We start from the raw sequence: 19,482 nt of genomic DNA on the forward strand, positions 1-19,482 counted from the left end.
GAGCTCACTCCCTTATGAAGCCGTAGCCGATGAGGCGCCACCTCGAGCCGACCTGCCTGCTGATGGCGACCCTGTCGCCGACTTCCGCACATATCGGTATCTGGAGCTTGAGTTCGACCTCGTCCTTTCCAAGGCCGGTGACGAGGCCCATCGTTCTGGCGGTTCCGACGTTGAGGAGGAGAACCTCGCGCCTCTTTATCGGCTCAACCTTGAGCTCCTCCTCGGTTCCGACGACCCTCTCAAGGAGGTGGACTTCGAGGGTTATGTCGTCCCAGACCGGTGGCAGCTGGCCGGGCTTTCCGACGACGTTTCCGGCCATGAGGTCGCCCTTGGTTAGGAACGGGTCGAGCTTGGTTCCCACTCCGACGAGTCCGCCGGGGTAAGCCTCATCAACGAACCTCCCGCCCGCCTGGAGGGAGACTATCTCGGTGGTTATCGGCTCGTACTTTATCCTTCCGTGATCCTCGTAGGGGATGCCGGGCCTTATCTCTATCTCGTCGCCGACCTTGAGCTTGCCCTGGATTATCGAGCCGCCTATGACGCCGCCGACGAGCTTTTCCGGCTTGGTTCCGGGTTTGTTGACGTCAAAGCTCCTCAGAACCAGCATCTTTGGAGGTTTGTTGAGGTCGTGCTCCGGCGTTGGTATGAACTCCTCTATGGCGTGGAGCAGGACGTCAACGTTGGCCCCGTGGAGCGCTGAGATCGGGATTATCGGGGCGTTCTCAGCTACCGTCCCCTTGACGAACTCCTTTATCTCGTGGTAGCGCTCCACGACCTTTTCCCTGTCCACGAGCTCGATCTTGTTGAGGGCTATGACGATGTTCCTGTTGCCGACTATCTGGAGGGCCATCAGGTGCTCCCTGGTCTGGGGCATGACCCCCTCGTTGGCCGCTATGACGAGGACGGCACCGTCCATGAGGGAAGCACCGGCGAGCATGGTGGTCATCAGCGCCTCGTGGCCGGGGGCGTCAATGAAAGAAACGCGCCTCTCGAACTCGGTCTCCGCTCCACAGTACGGGCAGACCGGCGAGTTGGAGTACCTGCCGCAGTTCGGGCACTTCCTTATCTCCGCATCGGCAAAGCCTATCTTGATTGTAATTCCCCTTCTCAGCTCCTCGCTGTGGGTGTCAGTCCAGATTCCGGTTAGAGCCTTTGTGAGGGTCGTTTTACCGTGATCAACGTGACCGACCATTCCGATGTTAACCTCGGCCTGCCTAAACTCCTTCTTCTTTGCCATCTTCTCTCACCCCTAAGAAGTAGAAACGACCGGCACTTATTAAGGTTTCTTCACGTGCCGATGTAGGCGCTCCTTCACGTTGGAGGGGAAGGGCTGGATGTCTCCCGGTTAAATATTTCTCCCAACCTCTGTTGACTTTATTTCCCTGGAGCTCTCTCACCTGCTAAGGCCCAGCCCACCATGAAAAGCGCTGAGATAGTTGTCATAAAAGCCATCGTGAGGAGATATCCCTCAGGCATATAAGGTGCCTTCTGACATACCCCTTCGGGGGAGACCTCCCATGGTGTCAAGATGGCGTCCAGCGGTGTGATCAGCACCAGAAAGGCCAGAAAAGAACCGACGAGCACGGGTATTCCGATTCCCTCGAGGTTCTCCCGTCCCAGGAATTTTCCAAGGAGATATCCGAGGGACAGAAACACAGCGGCGGGAATAAGGATGTCTAGGTACAGGCCCGTTAAGATGCCGGCTAACATGGAAGTTCCTTCTTTTTCCATTTCCCCCAATGCTATGGAGACCGTTGTCCAGCCAAGGGCGGAGGAGGAAATAAGTAAGGAGAGAAAGACTATCATCAGTATTCTTTGGCCTCCCATTCGAACAACTTTATTCATGTTTATACCCCCGAATATGTGGCATTTGTGTTGTCTGTCTTTGAGGTTCTCGGTGCCGTTTCCGAAACTTGCCCCTCGACATTCCAATCACGGCAGCACCGAATAGCACTGCGGGAACCCACAGCTTTATGCCGATAATCATTGAGGATATCCCTTTTGAGGGAGCCCACCAAGTTAGAAACGTGTCTCTGAGAAGGAAATACCCAGAGAGTACGCCGGCAGTTCCTCCAAGCAAAAAGAACACGCTTGTGCTCACGGCTGAATAGTATGGGCGTTTGTTTTTGTTTGCGTATACCCAAATTCCCACGAGCAGGGCACTCAGGGGTTTAAGGCGGTTAGTGCCCCCTCTAAAAAATCTAAAAAAGATAAAGTGAAACGCTTTGTACCGGCTCTCATTTTCATGTCTCCTTAGACTTCAATATAAATTTCACTCAAGCTTATGTTCAAAGCTACTCAACATTATTCTCCGACGTTTAGAGTGGCGGGGGGAGTATTAAGCAGGTTGTCGCCCCCACCATAAACCCCATTATTTTAACCGGGATCCGCCTTTCTGGAAAATTGTAAGATATGATGCTCCCCAGTTTATAATATGAAAACGCAAGGGCTAGGAAGAGCAATGTTTGCTCTAGAAGACCCCTAACCAAGAAAAACTGGGGAAACAGCATGTTGGCGATTCTCATAAGAAATGCGAGGATTCCATAAAAGGCGAGAGGTCTAAAGTAGTCCACAACGTTTGGAGTCATTTTAAGGTTGGATCTCAGGAGAATCTTCAAGAGAATCAAGGGGGATGTTAGAAATACAATACCTCTGATCAGATACCCAATGCTCGATGCAATAAACATCAGAAAAAGTCCTACGTTGCCCAGCAACACACCCCACATTGAAATAGAAAATATTTGAGGCAGGTAAAACATCCACGCATACACAGGGATTTTTATCCAGTAGCGTGCTTTGGACATTATTTTCCCTCCAGTTTTCTGTCCAGGAAGTACAGGAAGATGAGCACAGCGGGGAGCAGTGCCCATCCTATTAAGGGCTGTTTTAAATAGTGAACAGCCACGGGAGGGGTCATTGAGAGAAATGCCCCCGCTCCTATGAACCCTGCAGTCCTGAGTAGGTTAAGAAGCGGCCATTTTATTCTGTCTTCTTTGATCCTATGGGAGTTGCGGCGTTCATGTGCTATGGCAATGACCATGAGCATAACCACAACACCCAAGGGGATTAACACAGCGTATACGAGAGTATCGCCCAAAATATCCTTCAAGTTTCCCTTACCAAAGGTCACTTCACTCAGAAGTGCTATGGAGAGAAAAGAATAAACAAAAAAATAGCCTGAGGGTCGCACATGATCACCCCACATAGATGAATCCAATATCTGCATTAACTCCCGTTTCGATGATTGTGACAATGAATCCCACGAAATTTGATCTTAGGGCCAGATTTTTGAGGGCGCTTAATGTGAACTTGGTACCAAGAGATTCAACTAGCTTCTTGATCCCGTAGAAACTGGCTATGAGTCTTCCGGAATCTCCGAAAGATGACATCGATGTTCCGACTGTGCCGATTGTTGTCCATCCTCTCTTGGTGAACTTTGTGGGGAGCCTGACACCGACTTTCCATGTTAGCCATCCCTCTTTTTTAAAGTGAAAACTGTTTTCTCCTAACCATGGACCTAGATACTCGACCTTTTTGTATTCATCTGAGAGTATTCTCTTCCCATCCAGGTCTGTTGCTTCTTCGAGGTTTACGTGGGCACTTTCAGGGAATATCACGGCAAACTGATACTGGCCACTGAGGGGGATTCTGTAGTACTTAACCTCCACAGTATACCACTTGTTTCTTTGAACTTTCCAGGCATCTAGCACTCTTATCGGGCCGTTTAGTGATATGGAATAGTGCTTGGCATTTTTTATCGACATCGATACATAAGAGCCTAACCCAAGACCACTTGTTGGAGCAATCCGATTGTCAGGGGGTGCTGCTGTCGCGCTTCCTGCCGTCACTCCAACCATCAGCAGTCCGAGCAGGACTGCTAGCAAAGGCTTCCACTTCACGAGGTTCACCTCTTTGAGGTTTTTGCATTATCTTTTATCCAATCCACCTTTATAAGCTTTTCCTTTTGCTAAAGTAAAAATTCTTTCTCTTTCTTACAAGTATAAATTTATTCTAACGTGAGTTTTCCGTTTAGAACAGTTCAAAAGAAGCCCGAGTAAAAGAGCTGCATAGTGATGCAATCGGAAGAACTCAAACGCCGTAGAAGGGTCAAAGAAAAGGTTTGAAGCTCAGAAGACGAGCTTCATGTTGATCTGGACGATCTCGGGGCTGATGGTGTTGCCCCTGACGGTCTTCTTCCTCCTCTCACCCTTCTCCTTCGGCCTGAAGCCCGGACCGCGGGAGACGAGGATCTTGACCCTCCTCGGGCCGTGGACGTCGGGCCTCATGGCGAAGCCGTCCTTGTCGGTTCCACCGGTTATCCTGAGCTTGACGTTGCCCGGTATCTCCTCGCCGAATATCTCGGTGAGGTTGAGCCCGAGCTCGCTCGCAGGTATCTCCTCTCCTATGCGCTTTCCTACGAGCTTCTCGGCCTCCTCGCCGCTTATCTCGACCTGCCTTGCTATGCCGGTCTTCGGGTTGGATATTACAAGCTTGAAAGTAGCCATTTCCTCCCACCTCCTGTGTCATTAGCGGGATTCATTGGGTAAACCCCTTATCCAGTGAGCGGTGTGGCTTGGCCTTTAAAAAGTTTCCTCTAAAAATAAATGGAGGATTCAGTCCCCTCCCAGGCGGTATAGCCAGTACCAGAGCCTGACTATGTACTCGACCGTTGGCGGATAACTCTGGACTATCTCGGTGATCTCCATGTCCTTCCTGAACGTTGGAGCGTCTATGTTTTTGAGGAACCGCTCCAGGGCATCCTTGCTGGGGGCTTTCCATATGGTGTAGCTCCCGCCGTCGAAGTTGTACGATGCAGCAAACTCTACGTCTCCCGTTAGTGGAAGCTTTCCGAAAAAGTCCGCCGCCTCCTTGGCGGCTTTGATGCTCTCTTCATCCGACCAGCGGTGGGTTATGTGGTACATCGGCATGCGAACACCTCCGATGTATAAATAAAGCTTCATACGTTGCTGTCAGAGGGGGCACCGGAGGGTGAAAACCGTCGCTGGTCTCTAGGTGCCCCTCTTTGGTTCACCCGGTTAGAACTACTATGTCGGGTCTTGGGTTTATTATATATAAAGATTTTTGCTCAAATTATTTGCTATTCATTAAGAAAAAGCTTGCCAAAACTGGCAAAAAACCTGCGGAAGGAACGGGAGCATACATCAATCACAACTTTTTTATATGTTGAGCGAGCCCTATCTCCTGAGAGGTGAAAAAGATGGCAAGGGAGAAGACTACACTACCCCCCACCGGTGCCGGTCTCATGAGGTTCTTCGACGAGGACACGAGGGCAATAAAGATAAGCCCCAGGGGTGTTATAGCGGTTACGCTCATCCTGGTGGCCCTTGAGATACTCCTCCACGCGTTCGGCCCGCAGCTTTTCGGCGGTTAAATAAAGCTCGTCTTCTTTAACCCTCTTGCGTTCAGCTCCTCGTTGATTATTGCCCTAACCACTTCTTCCAGCTGTGTCTGGATCAGCTTATCCACGTCGTCCTTTATCTTGTCTATGTCGTGCCTGAGCCCTTCGAGGAGCCTTATGTAGTCCTTAGCCATTTCAAGCTGTCCCTCCTGCCTCACAAGCTGTTCCTTGAGGTGCTCGAAGTCCTCCTTCATCACCTGGAGCTTTCTCAGTTCCCTCTGTATCTCGTCGAGCTTCTTTGTCAGCTCGTAGTTCTCCTCCTTGAGCTTCTCGATGAGCCTTTCCTTGGCCTCAAGCTCCCTGACCAGGGAGTTGTACTCCTCGGCGATCTGGTTGAGCCTCTCTATCTCCCTGAGGGGAGGAACCTTGCCGTTTCCGAGGATTATAACGTCAGGACCGACGTTGACTATATCGCCCGGCCTTATCTTGAGCTTCCGCTCGCTGGAGAACATGCTCTGGCCCTTCCCCAGGTTCTCCACTTCCTTCATCTTGAGGATAAAATAGAACTGGTCGCCCTCAACTTCGACGTTTATATCTGTAACAAAGCCCAGTATCTTCCCGTCCGTCAGGGAGATGACGAATTTGTTGATGAGCTGGTTGGCTTTAGCTTCTCCACCCTCTACCATAAAACACCACCGTTGAGACTTATCCCTTCGCCTACTTAACTTTTCCGCCAACGCTTATAAGGCGAAAAAGCTTCATCGCTTACGGTGAGAGGGATGATAATATTCGTGGGACGTTCGAACGTTGGCAAGAGCACGCTCATCTTCCGCCTGACGGGGAAATGGGTCAAGAGGGGCAAGAGGCCGGGGGTCACGAGGAGGCCCGTGGAGATAAACTGGCGCGGGAAGCTGGTAGTGGACATGCCGGGCTTTGGGTTCATGAGCGGCGTCCCAAAGGCGAAGCAGGAGAGGATCAAGGACGAGATAGTGCACTTCATAGAGAACAACGCCGATGACATCGAGCTGGCAGTTCTGGTGGTTGACGGCAAAGCCGCTCCGGAGATAATAGAACGCTGGGAGAAGCGCGGGGAGATACCGATAGACGTTGAGTTCTTCCAGTTCCTCAGGGAGCTGGGGATACCCACGATAGTAGCGGTCAACAAAATGGACAAGATAAAGAACCTCCAGAGGACGATAAACTTTCTGGCCGAGAAGTTCGGCGTTCCCTACTCTGAAATTAACGGGACTTTTATCCCGATATCCGCGAAGTTCGGGAAGAACCTCCTAGAACTCAGAAAGCTCATGGAGAAGAAGCTGAGGGAGGGCAGGAGGCCCTCTCCAGAGTCAGAGGACCTCAAGGACGATGTGGGTGATGGTCTCCTTGACGCCGTCGAGTGAGGCTATCTCCTCGAGTATCTCGTCGAGCTTGGTCTTGTCGGCCTCTATGATGAGGTCGATGTCACCGGTAACGCGGTATATCTTCTTTATCTTGAGTTCCTTTATGTGTTCATAGACGTGCTTCCTCTTTGTGGGTTCTATCTTCACGAAGACGAAGACGTCGCCCTTCTTCTCACCGAGAAGATCAAGGGCCTTGTCTGTGAGGTCTATAAAGCCCCTTCCGGTTCTTATGTAGCCGAGCTCTTTAAGCACCTTGAGGTGATTGCTAAGGGCCTGTCTGGTGATTCCGAGCTCCTCCGCAAGCTCGTCCTGAGTCTTTTCAACGGTGTGCACCTCAATTGTCTTTCCTTCCTCGTAGAACTTCCTGAGCAGCCTTATCTGCCTCGGGGTAAGGGTCGGCCTCCCTTCCATTTTCGAAACCTCCTTTTTGCAAGATTAGCGTTTACAACTTTATTAAACCAACTATTTTTAAGTCTTATGTCAACTTTTCATAGTCCATAAATTATGGCCACTACCACTCTTATAAGTCTTTCTAAAAGTTAGCTTTTTAATTCCAGCCTCCTAGAAACTCACATGAACAAAGCGACCTACACGGAGGACGTTCCACCCGATAGGTTTGAGCTCCTTGAACGGATAATGAACCTGGAGAAACCTGCAAGGGTCATGCTGATAGGCCCGACCGATAGCGGAAAGACAACTTTGCTGACCTTTCTGGCCAACCGTCTCATTGAGGAGGGCCTCAGGGTTGCGGTGGTTGACAGCGATGTTGGCCAGAAGGGGATACTGCCTCCCGCAACGATAAGCCTCGCCTTCCCGGAGGGGTCTTTTGAGTCGATCGGTGAGCTTCAGGCACATGCCCACTACTTCATAGGCACCATAACCCCCGGAAGCTATACTGGAGAGATGGCGGCCGGAGTCAAGAGGCTGGCCGATATGGCCGCCGAAAGGGCTGACGTTGTCCTCATAGACACGACGGGTTTCGTCACCGGCCAGGGGACTGAGATGAAGCGCCTTAAGGCCGAGCTCGTGAGGCCCGCTCTAATTGTCTTCCTCGAAAGGAACGGCGAGCTCTCCTACCTCCGGAGGATTCTCTCCCCCTATGGGGAGGCTGTGAGCCTTTCCATCAGTGAGAAGGCGAGGGAGCATTCGAGAGGCGAGCGCAGGGAGGTCAGAAGAGAGAAATGGAGGGCATACTTCTCGAATGCTTCACAGGTTGAGGTTGACCTTTCGAAGACGATCCCCACTGGGACGGAGCTCTTCAGGGGCAGGCCTCTGACCCTGGAGGAGAGGGAACTGCTGTCGGAGCTCTTCCGGTGGCTCGTCATAGCCGGCTGGAAGGGAGAGCGCTACGTTGTTGTCAAGGCGGAGACTGAGGGTGGACTCAGAGGGTACGACCGCCAGGTCATCCATGCGGTCGATTTTGAAAGGCTGAGCAACCTTCTTGTGGGCTTCATCGATGGGGAGGGGCTCTGCCTCGGGGTGGGGGTGTTGAAATGGATAAACTTCGGTGAGATGAAGGCGCAGGTTTTGACGCCCCTCCCTGCCCATGAAGTTGATAAAGCGGTTGAGCTCCGTTTTGGCCGGATACGGGTGCTTGAAACAGGTGAGGAGCTTGGCCTCCTCCGGAGGGAGGAGCTCTAGCAAAGATTTTTAAGGCAATGACCTAATCGAATTAGGTGTCCCTAATGGAACTCAAAGCCTTCGTGGAGATTACCAGGCCCCACAACTGCATCCTGGCCGGAATAGTGGGTGTCCTAGGTTCGATAGTTGCCGTAGGGCACTTCCCGGATCCGCTCACCGCGGTTCTGGTGTTTCTCGTCGTTACGCTTGGCTGTGCAGGGGGCAACACGATAAACGACTACTTCGACTACGAGATAGATAAAATCAACCGCCCGGAGAGACCACTCCCCCGGGGCGCGATGGGTAGAAAGACCGCCCTTTACTATTCGATGTTCCTGCTCACAGTGGGACTGATTCTCGCTTATTTCATTAACATTCAGGCCTTCATACTGGCAGTTATCGCCTATGCGGCGATGGTTCTCTACGCCTGGAGGCTCAAGCCGCTTCCGTTTATAGGGAACATCGTTGTCGCAGGCCTCACCGGTGCGACGCCGCTCTACGGTGCTCTCGCCGTTGAGCACATCGGCCTGGCCGGTTACCTCGCTCTCTGTGCCTTCCTGGTGAACGCCGCCAGGGAGGTAATAAAGGACATAGAGGACGTCGAGGGCGACGTTGCCAAGGGTGCCAGAACGCTCCCCATAATATGGGGAGAGAAAAGGGCAGCTTACGTCGGGGCCCTCTTCGCCCTTCTTACCGTTGCGGCCTCGTTTCTGCCGGTGAGAGCCGGTGTCGGCCTCGGTTACTACGCAATGGTGCCGGTTGACCTGATCATACTCTACGCCGCATACATTATGCTTAAGAACCAGGACAGGGAATCGGCACACAGGGCGCAGAAGCTGCTCAAGGCGAGCATCTTCCTCGCCGTTATGGCGTTCATAATAGCCGCGATAGTGTGAGGAGGTGGGATTTATGGAGTTTAAAGATGAACTCGTGAGAAACCTTGAATCTGAAGAACTCTGGACGGTCATTACATTTAAGACACCGTACGGGCCCGCCAAAACTCTTGAAAAGCTCATTGAAATCGTGGAAGGATCCGGCTGGCGCGTTACCTTCAAGGCCAACTGGTGGACCGCGGACATACCCTACGGGCTCGCGAGAATAGACGCCCGGAAAGGCGGCAGAGAAAAAATAGTGCTCGGGAAGTGGATACTCGGCTCAAAATGTGAACTGATAGGTGTCGAGAACATGCCCCTTGAGAAGGGGAAGGACGAGTTCTTCCGCATGGTGGACAGCATAACCTCGACGCTGATCTATGACCCGGTCATAAGAACTATGCGGGAGCAGTACTGAGCTTTTCTCTTTTTTCAGGAAAAAGGTAGAGCGGAGGCCCTTAAAGCGGCTCGTAATAGCCGATCTCGGGCTCGTATATCTCGCCCTCTGCCAGGAGCTGTGTTATCGCCTCCTCGATAAGTTCCTCATCGATTTCCTTCGAGAGCTTCTTGACTATGAACTTGTGGGATAGAGCTTTTCCCTTCTCGCGGAGCAGGTCGAGGACGGCCTTCTTAGCCCTTTCAAGCTCGGGGTTCTCTGCTTTGGGCTCTTCCTCCGTGATTTCTTCCTCAAAGAGTGCCTCCTCAGTGCTTCTCTGTTCGAGCATCATGGTGTAGAGCTCGTCTATGGTCGTGAGCATGTCCTCGCTTACCCCTTTGTTTTTGGCTATGACCTTGGCCTTGGCGGTTATTCCGTAGCGGTCGTATATCTCGAAGGCTATCTTGGCCTTCTTGGCGTGCTCGGCCTTCTCCTTCAGCGTCTCGAAGCGGTGGAGTATCCACATGTTCGGATCGACCTTCGCTACTCCCTCGACGAGTATCTGCTTGTCGTCGCGCCACTCTGCCACCTTCCCGATTATCTGAACCAGGTCTCCCTTCTTCACGAGGTTTATGAAGCGGGTGTTCTCCCTGAAACCGAAAACCCACAGGGTTCCGGTGCCGTCGTCGATCTGGAACCTCCCATAGGTCTCGTCTTCACTCATTATGGGCTCCCTGACAACGGTGGCAACGACCTTGACACGGTAGACCTTTCTGGCGTCCCTAGTTATCAGATAGTTCGGCTCGAAGTCGCCCTCGCTCTTGACGTAGTAGCCATCTATGATGTCCTTGATGTAGACCCTGCTCGCTGGGAGGCGCTTCTTCATAGCTCCTCACCTCCGAAGAACTCTATGATGCCCTCAACTTTGGGCAGAACCTTCTTCTCAAGCTCCCTGATCTCTTCCAGCGCCTGGAGGTCTGCACCGCTGAAGTCCTGGACGACCTCACCGTAGATGTGCACCCCCTCCTCGTTCCGGATGACCCTGCCGATGACCCTCACTATCTGGCCGTTCTCTGGAAGGACGTTCTCCTCGCTCTCGATGAGTATGACGCCGGTTCCGTCGTCGATCCAGAAGGTGTAGTCCATCTTGTCAACCTTGAAGGCCTTCCCGATGAGAGAGACCCTCGTGTCGTCCTCCCTTATCTCTCCGATCTTCCTTTCAACGGCGGGCTTCCTGCGTCTGAACTTAACCTCCTCCATTTTCAACACCTCACATGAACTCCCTGAGAACCTCCCTCAGCTCGGTCCTAACCCTGGCAATCTCGCGCTTTGGATCGACATCGTCCCAGCCGAATGCCTTCAGTATGAGACCCAGGAATTTGTCGTCCACGACGCTCCCCCTGACTATTATCTCCCTGCCGAGCAGGTAGTAGTACTCATACTCCGCCAGCTTCCTTCCGGCTTCCCTGAGCGTCAGACCGCTCTCGACGAGCTCCCTGAGCTTTTCGGCTATCTCCTCCGGATCCTTGCCCACCAGCTCGGCGGCTTCATCCCCAAAGAGGGTTGTCCTTATGTATCCCGTGGAGTCGTCAAGGCCGAAGTCGATTATCGTTATCTTCACCGGCTGAACCTCCCCGTGCTCCGGGCATACCCATGCGTTCGTTGCGGGGTCGTAGTCGACCTTCCTCCTGCACTGAGGGCAGGCATCGTAAACTGTGACGCGGTAGAGCCTCGCAATCGTTCCGCGGACTTCGACGAAGCGCTCCCCGCCCATGAGGTCTCCTATCCTCCTTCTCTGGTAGTTGTAGCTCCTGACCTCCTCTATTGGTGGGATTTCCTCCACGCGCGGGTCTTCCGGGTTGAGAATTATCCTCGTTCTGAAGTTGGCGTGGAGCTCGACTCCACTCCTGCCCTCCCTGACGCTGGGGTCTATGATCTTGATGACATCTCCCGGGTTGAGCTCGTTGTAGTACTTGGTTACGAGGCCGTCCCACAGAACGAGCCTCGTCTTTCCTGTGGCGTCGTAGATTATTACGTTGGCCACCTGTCCGGTGGAGCCGTCCCTCTTCTGGTACTCCCTGGGCGGGTATTTCCTCAGAACCCTCACAACAACGTTGACCCCGGTCATCCCGGGAACGAGGTCGGCTATGTGGAGAAGCTCCTCCCTGCCCTCAAGATTCACGCCGAGCTCCTCTGCAAGCATGAGCGCGGCGGCGTGCTCAGAGATTCCCTCGCGTGAGGCTATCTCGGATATCCTTTTCTCGATTTCATCTCTTGAGAGGCCTTTCTGCCCCTCAATCATCTCGATAATCTGCTCCTTTGTCAGCACTCCCATAACACTCACCTTAATGGTAATGATAGCTCGGACTATTTAAACCTTTCTCCAAACTCTCTCCGGAGGCCGAGTTTTCAGAAAAGAGGCGTAATTTCATCTCTTGAGGGGAAATGAGGTGGCTGGAGGGTCAGGGGATTACTCCTCGCCTTCCGCAGCGACCTCTCCCTCCGGCTCGGCTGAACCCTCCGCCTCCCCTCCCCTGCCGTCGAGCTTGGATATCAGGTCGCTGTACTCCGCGTGGACGACCTTTCTAAAGGCCTCCTTTATAATGTTGGGGTCGTTCTCGGGGAAGCCGTAGAGTTCGGCGAACTTTGGTGTCGTCCCAAGAAGCTTCGTCCTCTCGTAGGGTTCGGCATAGATAAGGCCCATTTCAAGGAGTTTCCTTATGTGCTCGTATGCCTGGCTGCCCCTGAGCTTCACCACCTTGCTCTGTTCTATCGGCTGGAGGTAGGCTATCAGTGCGAGGGTCTTCAGCTCGCCGGTTCTAAGGTCTGGTCTTGGCATGAGGTGGACGACGCGCTGGCTGTATTCCTGCTTTACCTGCATGACGTACTTATCCCCCAGAACCTTCACGACCTCTATCGCGCTCTTTCTCTCCGCGTACTCGGCTGCTATAAGCTCTATCAGCTTCTCAAGGTAGTCCAGAGACCTTATTCCCAGTGCCCTTGAAAGTTCCTTCACACTGAGCGGCCTCCCAGAAACGAAAAGGGCCGCTTCGACAAGGGCTTTGTCCTCAAGGAGTCCCATTATTACCACCACATTGAAAATTGGGGCCCTCTCTTATAGGGTTTACCCTCCCATGAGAACGCGCCGGATCGTCAGGTAGTCCTTTCTGTCCAGCGCGTTCTCATCGGCGACGACAATTAACCGGCCGTCCCTCAGTATGACAAGGTCCCTGAGGGTTCCGAGGAACTTCGTAACCGCCGTTATCCCGTTGTGGACTATCAGGTACTCGATTCCGTCTATCACCACGATCCCCGTAATGCCCTGCATCTCGGCCTCTCTGAGGTACCTCCCCGACAGTTCGAGCACCCGTGGAAGGCTCGTTGGGGGGATCGTGTCTTTTCCGGGCAGGCTGGTCAGGAAGTACGCCTTCCACTTGTCCGGGGCGCTGAGTTCCCGTATAAACGCCAAAACGGGATAGCCGTTGAATTCTTCCTTGACCCTCCGGTAATCCTTACTGGTGACCAGCTCGATGCCGGGTTTGACGGATATCGCCGTCCCTCCCTTCAGGTGGGTGAACCCGCTGGACAGAACCATCTTCGCCATGAAGTACGCTGAGAGGACTGTTAGGACAGCCCCGAGGGTGAACCCGATGGGTGCAAACCATGCCACGTCCCTGAGGAACGCGTAGTCCATCTTGTGGAGTCCCAGCAGGCAGAGGGCGAACGCTGTCCTCCTGGCGTTCGTGAACTCTTCGCTTATGCTCGTGAGGATCATGATGCCCGAGAGAACGATGAAAAACGCAGCAACCCCGTAAGGTATTCCGACAACAGAATCCCAGTCTTTTCCGAGGAGTATCCCGTACATGGCTGCAACGAGGGGTGGTGCGGCCCACACCAGTGGATACCTGATATCCCTTCCAATCTCCTCCGAGAGGAAAGTCAGCGACCCCAGGAAGAGCATGGACGAAAAAGTAGCCTCCGTCAGGGAAATGAGCTGGAGTACGCCCAGTGCATCGGAGAGTATGCTCATTGCCGCCACGAGCCATGCGAATGCCCATATGAGTGCGGACCTTCTTCGGGATTTTAGGTAGACGGTGAAGAGTACCGCCGAGACAACAAGTTTGGCGGAGAGGCTGGAGAACTGGCCCAGCATGAGGAGCGTGGTGTTCATCTTGACCCTCCCGGTGTGTCCAGCTGTTAATTTGTGTTCTGCTCCTATAAAAAGCTTTGGCTACTGTGTGGGGACTTTGGAGTGAGTGTGGACTGTGCAGCGACCGTAATCTTTATAAACTCAACCCGAAAGGTTAACAGCGGTACGGCGGTCATAGCGGCGGGGTCACACCCGGTCTCGTTTCGACCCCGGAAGTTAAGCCCGCCAGCGATCCCGGTTGTACTGCCCTCCGGGAGGGGGCGGGAAGCCGGGGACGCCGCCGGCCACTCAAACGCCCGGGTGGTGTAGCCAGGCCCATCATACGGGACTGTCACTCCCGTGACTCGGGTTCAAATCCCGACCCGGGCGCCATTCTACCGTCTTTGATTCTTGAATTCCCTCTATTTAGTGGCCCCGTTTCGGCGTGGTTCTGGCTAACCTCTGGCGGGGTTCAGGGCAAAGCTTATAAAATCCCCTTTAAACTTCCCATCGGGTGTGGGCCGGTAGCTCAGCCTGGTTAGAGCGCGGGGCTTTTAACCCCGTGGCCGCGGGTTCGAATCCCGTCCGGCCCGCCAGAAAACAAATATCATTTCTAAAAATTCTCCGTTTTGGGTTCGTTCTCCCGTTGGTGGGTTTCAGCGGATTCAGACCCGTGTTCAGGGGCAGTTCGTGTGTGTACGCCACTTCCAGCCGGCAATTTATGGAATGAAACCCTTCTTGGTAGAGCTTTCCCAAAGGCTTGCCCGACAAAAGTTTCCCCCGCTGCGAAAACTACTTAAACATTTTTGGCCAACCTAACGGCAGGTGAGGGCGTTGGAGATAAGCAAGAGGGAAGAGGAGTATCTTGAGACGATGTACATCCTCCACAAGAACAAGGGCGTGATAAGGGTCAAGGACATAGCCAAAATGATGAGGGTCAAGCCCCCGAGCGTTGTGGATGCCCTCAAGAAGCTCAACGAAAAGGGGCTGGTTGAGTACGAGAAGTACGACAGGATTCTGCTGACCTCTGAGGGCAGGGAGGTCGCCGAGAGAACCTACTCGAAGCACCTGCTCCTCACGAAGTTCTTCATAGACATCCTCGGGATTCCCCCGGAGATAGCGGAGAGGGATGCCTGCCAGTTCGAGCACTACGTCAGCGAGATAACCGTGAAGAGGATAAGGGAGTTTGCGCAGTTTATTCAGGATGAGTGCCCCTACGTGCTGAAGCAGTTCATCAGGGAGAAGCTGGCCGAAAACGCGGAATCGGAGTGATTTCTCAGCCCATAAGTTTTTGCCCTTCTGAATGAAATAAAAAGGTGGGTTTAGAGGACCCCGCCGAGGTATGCGAAGTATGCCACGAATACTATTGCCAGTATGTACATCAGCGGGTGGAGCTCCCTTCCGCGGCCGCTGAATAGCTTCAGCAGTGTATAGCTGATGAAGCCGGCACCGATTCCGTCTGCTATCGAGTAGGTGTAGGGTATCGTTATGAGGACGAGGAAAGCCGGAATTGCCTCGGTGTGGTCGGTGAAGTCAACTTCCTTGATGGCGCTGAGCATGTAGTAGCCGACAATGACGAGGGCCGGCGCCGTTGCGAAGGCCGGTATTGACTGGGCGAGCGGTGCTATGAAGAGGCCTATGCCGAGGAAGAGCAGACCGGTAACAAGTGCGGTCATTCCGGTTCTTCCGCCCTCCTCTATTCCGGCCGCGCTCTCGATGTAGGTCGTGACTGTGGACGTTCCAAGGACTGCCCCGACGGTAGTTCCTACTGCGTCCGTGAGGAGCACCTTCTCGGCGTCTGGGACTTTCCCGTCCTTGGTCAGGAACCCCGCCTTGGCGCTTAAGCCTGTTACCGTCCCCAGGGTGTCAAAGAAGTCCACCATGAAGAAGGCGAAGACCACCCCTATCGCCCCGACGTTGAGCAGTCCCTGGAGGTCCATCTGCATGAAGGTGTAGCTTATGGTTGGCGTTGAGAACAGGTGGTCGGGCCAGGGGGCGGCGCCCGTGATCCAGCCGATAATGCTGGTGGTTATGATCGATATCAGCAGCGCTCCTTTGATGCGGAGGGATATGAGGACCCCCGCAAGGAAGAGCCCGAAAAAGAACAGGATTATCTCCTTGCTGGCCAGGGCGGAGGTGTTGAGACCGGTGAACTTGAGAACCCCGGTGTCCGTGACGAAGGCAGTGAGAAGACCAACGTCGTTGAGGCCTATGAAGGTCAGGAAGAGTCCTATTCCGGCCCCGACGGCGTACTTCTGGCTGAGCGGTATCGCGTGGATTATCGCGCTCCTGACCTTGGTGACGCTGAGGACTATGAAGATCAAACCTTCAACGAAGACCGCCGCGAGGGCAACCCGCCAGTCGTAGCCCATTCCGATGACCACGCTGTAGGCGAAGTAGGCGTTCAGTCCCATTCCCGGGGCAAGGGCGAAGGGCTTCTTGGCGTAGAGACCCATGAGAATAGTCGCAAAGCCCGCGGCCAGGGCAGTGACTGCCACGAGTGAATTGAAGGCCTCCTTCCCCATGGCATCGCTGAGTATCGCCGGGTTTACGAAGAGGATGTAGGCCATGGTCATGAAGGTCGTCATTCCGGCGAGAACCTCGGTCTTTATGTCCGTCCCGTGCCTCTCAAACTCGAAGTAGTTCTCAAACCATCCCATGAGCTTCACCCCTTGAGTTGACTGATTTTTGCTAATAACTTAGTTTTTTAAAGGTTTTTTTGACAGAAATATGTTAAAATATGGGGGGATAATGTGCGGACAATATGAAGAACAGGGAAGGCAAAGGTCCGTGTTCCTGGCCATAGACTGCGGTGAACTTTCAAGAACGGTTTCTGTCGGGGTGCAGGTTGCGTTCAGCCCCACCTGGCTTGATGAATTATAGCGTTGATTTAAACCACACTTCACTTTGCTTCGAGCACCGAGAAGTTCCTCACCTCGACACCTACCCGCCCGGGCATAGCCTCGACGCCGAAGGGCAGCTCATCGAGGAAGCGCTCAGCGAGGATTACCTTTCCCCCAATCCCGAGCCTCAGTCGTATCCTTCCTGGGAGGAGCTCATAGTCGAGAACCTCCGCGGTGCCGCCGGGTTTTACGTACACGCTCTCCGGTCTGAAGAAGATTCTGACCCTGCCATTTCTTCCGACGTCGAAGCACAGCCCTCCGATGCAGGCCATTCCATTCTCGGCATCAAGCTCCAGTATGTTGCTCAAACCCAGAAAGCGCGCCACAAACTCCGTCTTCGGGCGGTAGTACAGCTCCAGCGGTTTTCCCACCTGCTCAACGTGGCCGACGTTCATGACGGCTATCCTGTCGCTTATCGCCATCGCCTCCTCCTGGTCGTGTGTGACGTATATCGTCGTTATTCCAAGCTCGCGCTGTATCCTCTTTATCTCTCCCCTGAGGCGCTCCCTTATCTTGGCGTCGAGGTTGCTGAGGGGTTCGTCCAGGAGGAGGACGTCAGGCTCGACCACTAAAGCCCTCGCGAGGGCTACGCGCTGCTGCTGGCCGCCGCTCAGCTGCTCGGGGTAGCGGTTTTCGAGGCCCTCCAGACCGACCAGCTCAAGCGCCCACCTAACTCTCCTATCCACCTCCCCCCTTGGAAGTCCCTTCATCTCAAGGCCGAAGGCGATGTTCTTGAAGACCGTCATGTGGGGAAACAGCGCGTAGTCCTGAAAGACTATGCCTATCCCGCGCTCGTAGGGAGGTAAATCGTTCACCCGCCTTCCGTCGAAGAGTATCTCACCCCTATCCGGCTTTTCAAAGCCCGCTATCATCCTGAGCGTTGTGGTCTTTCCGCAGCCGCTCGGGCCCAGGAGCGTGAGAAACTCGCCGTCCTTAACTGCCAACTCACTTATCTCGAGCCGAAAATCCTCCCACTCTTTGAGGACCCCCTTCAGTTCCACCCTCACCATACATCCTCACCCACCCTCTCGATTACCAGGAAGCTCAGAGTTGAGACAGCCATAAGGAGAACGGCCAGAGCGGAGGCCGAGCCGAACTGCCTCGCCCCGAGGAACTTGTATATGGCCACAGTCATCGTGGTGTACTCCGGTTTGGCCAGCATGTAGGTCGCCCCCAGCTCGGCTATGCTTATGGCGAAGGCGAATATCGCGCCGACGATGACCCCTCCCAGAGCCAGCGGGAGCTCCACCCTCAGGAAGGCCCTCCACTCCTTGGCTCCCAGGCTCAGCGCCGCCTCGAACAGGTTGGGCCTTATCTTCTTCAGGGACGTCGAAACGGCGCGGAGCACGAAGGGATACGCTATGACGGTGTGGGCGGCTATGATTATCCAGGCGGTGAAGTACAGGGGCGTGGTGTGGAAGACCCTTATGTATCCCAGACCGAGGGTTATGGCAGAGCTGGCCAGCGGGAGCATCACCAGGACGTCGAAGACCCTCTTCCCCTTGAAGTTCCAGCGGTGGAGGGCGTAGGCTATGGGGAGTGCCACGAGAACCGAAAGGAACACCGTCGCCAGACCGAAGGTGAGTGAGTTCCTGACGGCGTCGAGCGTCGTCGCCCCGAACATCGGGTTGTACTCCGTTGAGAATATCCTCCTGTACCATTCGAGGCTCCAGGCGTCGTTGAAGCGAAGGGAGTCGTAGAGGACAGCCAGGAGGGGAGAAACTATGAAGAGGAAGACGATCAGGGAGTATATCCCAACGAGCAGTCCCTTGAGGCTCAGCCAGTCGCGCCTCGTGAAGGGACGGGGCTTTCTAAACACGCGCTGCTCCTCGCGCTTGGCGTAGGCGTCGAGCGCCCTCAGGTAGAGGTACATGAAGCCCATGCTGAGGAGTATCTGGATTATGGCAAGGGCCGAGCCTGTCCTGAAGTCCAGGAGCACCATTATCGAGGTGAAGATGTCCACCTCTATCGTGGCGTACTGGTAGCCGCCGATTATGAGGGGAATAGAGAAGCTCAGGAAGCAGAACACGAAGGTAAGCATCGCCGAGGCAAAAATCGCCGGGGAAATCATCGGCAGGGTAACGCGCCAGAAGAGCGTCCAGCCCCTCGCCCCCAGGGCCATCGCGGCCTCCTCGTAGTGGGGATTCACACGCTGCCACAGCGACGAGACCATGCGTATGACTATCGGAAAGTTGTAGAAGGCGTGTGCCAGAAGGATGCCCTTCCAGGAGTAGATTATACTCAGATCACGGCCGATGAGGCCGGTTATGAGCCCGCTCTTTCCGAAGAGGAGTATGTAGCCCAACGCGACCATCACGCTGGGCATGACGAACGGGACTGTCAAAACCGCCTTTACCGTGCCCTTCCCCGGAAAGTCGTACTTGGCGAATATGTACGCGCCGGGTAGGCCGAGTGCCAGGGTAAGGAGGGTTGAAGCTATTGCCTGCCCTATCGTGAAGAGGATGACGCGCCTGTGGTAGTCGTTGGCCAGGACTGCTGAGATGTGTTTGAGGGTGAAGCCGTTCTCCCAGAGGCCGGCTTTTAGAATACTGGCTAACGGGACGTAGAAGAAGATGAGCAGGAACATCAGAGGAATGAGCAGGAGGAGCTTCGAAGGCCTCATCCTCATGGGCAAAATTCGGTTTTGGGGGTTTATAAGTGTTGATTAACAATAAAACCTTCCCAAACACGAAGTAAATGTAGTTATCAACGCCCATAACTCACCTCCTTGCTGTAATCTGCACCTTGAGAATTTCCTCCGCCTTTTTGAGTAGCTTTTCATCTTCTATCCGCTTAGAGATCGGGCAAGAGTTGTTAACGTAA

The 19,482-nt window shown here is 53.9% G+C and carries 23 protein-coding genes, 2 tRNA genes and 1 rRNA gene; 9 read left to right on the top strand and 17 right to left on the bottom strand.

What is annotated here, in order from left to right; all coding sequences use genetic code 11:
• Positions 1 to 4: 4 nt before the first annotated feature.
• The 7 genes from eif2g to ACZ5M3_RS08990 all read right to left on the bottom strand — a co-directional run bounded on the left by eif2g (position 5) and on the right by ACZ5M3_RS08990 (position 4,928).
• A complete protein-coding gene (gene eif2g, locus ACZ5M3_RS08960) occupies positions 5 to 1,237 on the bottom strand; it encodes a translation initiation factor IF-2 subunit gamma (RefSeq protein ID WP_464839298.1) in 1,233 nt (410 codons plus the stop codon).
• A gap of 137 nt (positions 1,238 to 1,374) precedes the next feature.
• A complete protein-coding gene (locus tag ACZ5M3_RS08965) occupies positions 1,375 to 1,845 on the bottom strand; it encodes a hypothetical protein (RefSeq protein WP_464839299.1) in 471 nt (156 codons plus the stop codon).
• 473 nt (positions 1,846 to 2,318) lie between these two features.
• Positions 2,319 to 2,804, bottom strand: a complete 486-nt coding sequence (locus ACZ5M3_RS08970) for a hypothetical protein (protein ID WP_464839300.1) — start codon at positions 2,802 to 2,804, stop codon at positions 2,319 to 2,321.
• The gene (locus ACZ5M3_RS08975; protein WP_464839301.1) at positions 2,804 to 3,190 is read right to left on the bottom strand and encodes a hypothetical protein; all 387 of its coding nucleotides are present in this window, start codon (positions 3,188 to 3,190) and stop codon (positions 2,804 to 2,806) included. The genes ACZ5M3_RS08970 and ACZ5M3_RS08975 overlap by 1 nt, the downstream gene beginning before the upstream one ends.
• Positions 3,191 to 3,194: 4 nt before the next feature.
• Positions 3,195 to 3,899: a hypothetical protein gene (locus ACZ5M3_RS08980; protein ID WP_464839302.1), complete on the bottom strand. Its 705-nt coding sequence runs from the start codon at positions 3,897 to 3,899 to the stop codon at positions 3,195 to 3,197.
• 228 nt (positions 3,900 to 4,127) lie between these two features.
• Positions 4,128 to 4,505 (bottom strand): 30S ribosomal protein S6e, encoded by a 378-nt coding sequence (locus ACZ5M3_RS08985; RefSeq protein ID WP_464839303.1) that lies wholly within the window; start codon positions 4,503 to 4,505, stop codon positions 4,128 to 4,130.
• Positions 4,506 to 4,613: 108 nt separating this feature from the next.
• A complete protein-coding gene (locus tag ACZ5M3_RS08990; protein ID WP_464839304.1) occupies positions 4,614 to 4,928 on the bottom strand; it encodes a hypothetical protein in 315 nt (104 codons plus the stop codon).
• A gap of 290 nt (positions 4,929 to 5,218) precedes the next feature.
• Between ACZ5M3_RS08990 and ACZ5M3_RS08995 the strand changes: the two genes are divergently transcribed.
• A complete protein-coding gene (locus ACZ5M3_RS08995; RefSeq protein ID WP_464839305.1) occupies positions 5,219 to 5,392 on the top strand; it encodes a preprotein translocase subunit Sec61beta in 174 nt (57 codons plus the stop codon).
• Here ACZ5M3_RS08995 and ACZ5M3_RS09000 read toward each other — a convergent pair.
• Positions 5,389 to 6,045, bottom strand: a complete 657-nt coding sequence (locus tag ACZ5M3_RS09000; protein WP_464839306.1) for a hypothetical protein — start codon at positions 6,043 to 6,045, stop codon at positions 5,389 to 5,391. The genes ACZ5M3_RS08995 and ACZ5M3_RS09000 overlap by 4 nt on opposite strands.
• 93 nt (positions 6,046 to 6,138) lie before the next feature.
• Between ACZ5M3_RS09000 and engB the strand changes: the two genes are divergently transcribed.
• Complete coding sequence (engB, locus tag ACZ5M3_RS09005) at positions 6,139 to 6,759, top strand: GTP-binding protein EngB (protein WP_464840858.1); 621 nt, start codon at positions 6,139 to 6,141, stop codon at positions 6,757 to 6,759.
• Here engB and ACZ5M3_RS09010 read toward each other — a convergent pair.
• Positions 6,706 to 7,170: an Lrp/AsnC family transcriptional regulator gene (locus tag ACZ5M3_RS09010; protein ID WP_464839307.1), complete on the bottom strand. Its 465-nt coding sequence runs from the start codon at positions 7,168 to 7,170 to the stop codon at positions 6,706 to 6,708. The genes engB and ACZ5M3_RS09010 overlap by 54 nt on opposite strands.
• 162 nt (positions 7,171 to 7,332) lie before the next feature.
• Between ACZ5M3_RS09010 and ACZ5M3_RS09015 the strand changes: the two genes are divergently transcribed.
• Genes ACZ5M3_RS09015 through ACZ5M3_RS09025 form a run of 3 tightly spaced genes read left to right on the top strand, consistent with a single transcriptional unit; the run spans position 7,333 to position 9,669 of the window.
• Positions 7,333 to 8,400, top strand: coding sequence for a Clp1/GlmU family protein (locus ACZ5M3_RS09015; RefSeq protein WP_464839308.1), 1,068 nt, complete (start codon positions 7,333 to 7,335; stop codon positions 8,398 to 8,400).
• Between the two features lie 44 nt (positions 8,401 to 8,444).
• Positions 8,445 to 9,275 carry a geranylgeranylglycerol-phosphate geranylgeranyltransferase gene (locus ACZ5M3_RS09020; protein ID WP_464840859.1) on the top strand — a complete coding sequence of 277 codons (831 nt, stop codon included), beginning with the start codon at positions 8,445 to 8,447 and terminating at the stop codon, positions 9,273 to 9,275.
• Positions 9,276 to 9,288: 13 nt separating this feature from the next.
• Positions 9,289 to 9,669, top strand: coding sequence for a ribonucleoside-triphosphate reductase (locus ACZ5M3_RS09025; protein WP_464839309.1), 381 nt, complete (start codon positions 9,289 to 9,291; stop codon positions 9,667 to 9,669).
• Positions 9,670 to 9,709: 40 nt separating this feature from the next.
• Here the strand turns inward: ACZ5M3_RS09025 and ACZ5M3_RS09030 are convergent, their stop codons facing one another.
• The 5 genes from ACZ5M3_RS09030 to ACZ5M3_RS09050 form a co-directional block, all read right to left on the bottom strand.
• Positions 9,710 to 10,513, bottom strand: a complete 804-nt coding sequence (locus ACZ5M3_RS09030; protein ID WP_464839310.1) for an OB-fold nucleic acid binding domain-containing protein — start codon at positions 10,511 to 10,513, stop codon at positions 9,710 to 9,712.
• Complete coding sequence (locus ACZ5M3_RS09035; protein ID WP_464839311.1) at positions 10,510 to 10,887, bottom strand: replication protein RepA; 378 nt, start codon at positions 10,885 to 10,887, stop codon at positions 10,510 to 10,512. Before ACZ5M3_RS09035 ends, ACZ5M3_RS09030 begins: the two co-directional genes overlap by 4 nt.
• Positions 10,888 to 10,897: 10 nt before the next feature.
• Positions 10,898 to 11,962: an OB-fold nucleic acid binding domain-containing protein gene (locus ACZ5M3_RS09040; protein ID WP_464840860.1), complete on the bottom strand. Its 1,065-nt coding sequence runs from the start codon at positions 11,960 to 11,962 to the stop codon at positions 10,898 to 10,900.
• A 135-nt stretch (positions 11,963 to 12,097) separates the two neighbouring features.
• Positions 12,098 to 12,709, bottom strand: coding sequence for an SMC-Scp complex subunit ScpB (gene scpB, locus ACZ5M3_RS09045; protein WP_464840861.1), 612 nt, complete (start codon positions 12,707 to 12,709; stop codon positions 12,098 to 12,100).
• Positions 12,710 to 12,751: 42 nt separating this feature from the next.
• A complete protein-coding gene (locus ACZ5M3_RS09050) occupies positions 12,752 to 13,798 on the bottom strand; it encodes a DUF835 domain-containing protein (RefSeq protein WP_464839312.1) in 1,047 nt (348 codons plus the stop codon).
• 143 nt (positions 13,799 to 13,941) lie between these two features.
• Between ACZ5M3_RS09050 and rrf the strand changes: the two genes are divergently transcribed.
• The 4 genes from rrf (at position 13,942) to ACZ5M3_RS09070 (ending at position 15,028) form a co-directional block, all read left to right on the top strand.
• Positions 13,942 to 14,063: ribosomal RNA gene (rrf, locus tag ACZ5M3_RS09055) — 5S ribosomal RNA — on the top strand.
• A gap of 8 nt (positions 14,064 to 14,071) precedes the next feature.
• Positions 14,072 to 14,149: transfer RNA gene (locus ACZ5M3_RS09060), tRNA-Asp, on the top strand.
• A gap of 125 nt (positions 14,150 to 14,274) precedes the next feature.
• Positions 14,275 to 14,352: transfer RNA gene (locus tag ACZ5M3_RS09065), tRNA-Lys, on the top strand.
• A 238-nt stretch (positions 14,353 to 14,590) separates the two neighbouring features.
• Entirely contained in the window at positions 14,591 to 15,028 is a 438-nt protein-coding gene (locus tag ACZ5M3_RS09070; protein ID WP_464840863.1) for a metal-dependent transcriptional regulator, read from the top strand.
• Between the two features lie 50 nt (positions 15,029 to 15,078).
• On the opposite strand, the gene ACZ5M3_RS09075 is transcribed toward ACZ5M3_RS09070, so the two are convergent.
• From ACZ5M3_RS09075 to ACZ5M3_RS09085, 3 genes are all read right to left on the bottom strand, one after another.
• On the bottom strand, positions 15,079 to 16,416 hold the full coding sequence (locus tag ACZ5M3_RS09075) for an NCS2 family permease (RefSeq protein ID WP_464839313.1): 1,338 nt from the start codon (positions 16,414 to 16,416) through the stop codon (positions 15,079 to 15,081).
• A gap of 242 nt (positions 16,417 to 16,658) precedes the next feature.
• Positions 16,659 to 17,669: an ABC transporter ATP-binding protein gene (locus ACZ5M3_RS09080; RefSeq protein ID WP_464839314.1), complete on the bottom strand. Its 1,011-nt coding sequence runs from the start codon at positions 17,667 to 17,669 to the stop codon at positions 16,659 to 16,661.
• Positions 17,663 to 19,288 (bottom strand): ABC transporter permease, encoded by a 1,626-nt coding sequence (locus ACZ5M3_RS09085; RefSeq protein WP_464839315.1) that lies wholly within the window; start codon positions 19,286 to 19,288, stop codon positions 17,663 to 17,665. The genes ACZ5M3_RS09080 and ACZ5M3_RS09085 overlap by 7 nt, the downstream gene beginning before the upstream one ends.
• Positions 19,289 to 19,482: the final 194 nt, after the last annotated feature.

It is taken from the genome of Thermococcus coalescens (assembly GCF_055392585.1).

Coding starts and splice junctions, on each gene's coding strand:
- eif2g (WP_464839298.1), bottom strand. CDS start 1,237: ATGGCAAAGAAGAAGGAGTTTAGGCAGGCCGAGGTTAACATCGGAATG.
- ACZ5M3_RS08965 (WP_464839299.1), bottom strand. CDS start 1,845: ATGAATAAAGTTGTTCGAATGGGAGGCCAAAGAATACTGATGATAGTC.
- ACZ5M3_RS08970 (WP_464839300.1), bottom strand. CDS start 2,804: ATGTCCAAAGCACGCTACTGGATAAAAATCCCTGTGTATGCGTGGATG.
- ACZ5M3_RS08985 (WP_464839303.1), bottom strand. CDS start 4,505: ATGGCTACTTTCAAGCTTGTAATATCCAACCCGAAGACCGGCATAGCA.
- ACZ5M3_RS08990 (WP_464839304.1), bottom strand. CDS start 4,928: ATGCCGATGTACCACATAACCCACCGCTGGTCGGATGAAGAGAGCATC.
- ACZ5M3_RS08995 (WP_464839305.1), top strand. CDS start 5,219: ATGGCAAGGGAGAAGACTACACTACCCCCCACCGGTGCCGGTCTCATG.
- ACZ5M3_RS09000 (WP_464839306.1), bottom strand. CDS start 6,045: ATGGTAGAGGGTGGAGAAGCTAAAGCCAACCAGCTCATCAACAAATTC.
- engB (WP_464840858.1), top strand. CDS start 6,139: ATGATAATATTCGTGGGACGTTCGAACGTTGGCAAGAGCACGCTCATC.
- ACZ5M3_RS09010 (WP_464839307.1), bottom strand. CDS start 7,170: ATGGAAGGGAGGCCGACCCTTACCCCGAGGCAGATAAGGCTGCTCAGG.
- ACZ5M3_RS09015 (WP_464839308.1), top strand. CDS start 7,333: ATGAACAAAGCGACCTACACGGAGGACGTTCCACCCGATAGGTTTGAG.
- ACZ5M3_RS09020 (WP_464840859.1), top strand. CDS start 8,445: ATGGAACTCAAAGCCTTCGTGGAGATTACCAGGCCCCACAACTGCATC.
- ACZ5M3_RS09025 (WP_464839309.1), top strand. CDS start 9,289: ATGGAGTTTAAAGATGAACTCGTGAGAAACCTTGAATCTGAAGAACTC.
- ACZ5M3_RS09030 (WP_464839310.1), bottom strand. CDS start 10,513: ATGAAGAAGCGCCTCCCAGCGAGCAGGGTCTACATCAAGGACATCATA.
- ACZ5M3_RS09035 (WP_464839311.1), bottom strand. CDS start 10,887: ATGGAGGAGGTTAAGTTCAGACGCAGGAAGCCCGCCGTTGAAAGGAAG.
- ACZ5M3_RS09040 (WP_464840860.1), bottom strand. CDS start 11,962: ATGGGAGTGCTGACAAAGGAGCAGATTATCGAGATGATTGAGGGGCAG.
- scpB (WP_464840861.1), bottom strand. CDS start 12,709: ATGGGACTCCTTGAGGACAAAGCCCTTGTCGAAGCGGCCCTTTTCGTT.
- ACZ5M3_RS09050 (WP_464839312.1), bottom strand. CDS start 13,798: ATGAACACCACGCTCCTCATGCTGGGCCAGTTCTCCAGCCTCTCCGCC.
- ACZ5M3_RS09075 (WP_464839313.1), bottom strand. CDS start 16,416: ATGGGATGGTTTGAGAACTACTTCGAGTTTGAGAGGCACGGGACGGAC.
- ACZ5M3_RS09080 (WP_464839314.1), bottom strand. CDS start 17,669: ATGGTGAGGGTGGAACTGAAGGGGGTCCTCAAAGAGTGGGAGGATTTT.
- ACZ5M3_RS09085 (WP_464839315.1), bottom strand. CDS start 19,288: ATGAGGATGAGGCCTTCGAAGCTCCTCCTGCTCATTCCTCTGATGTTC.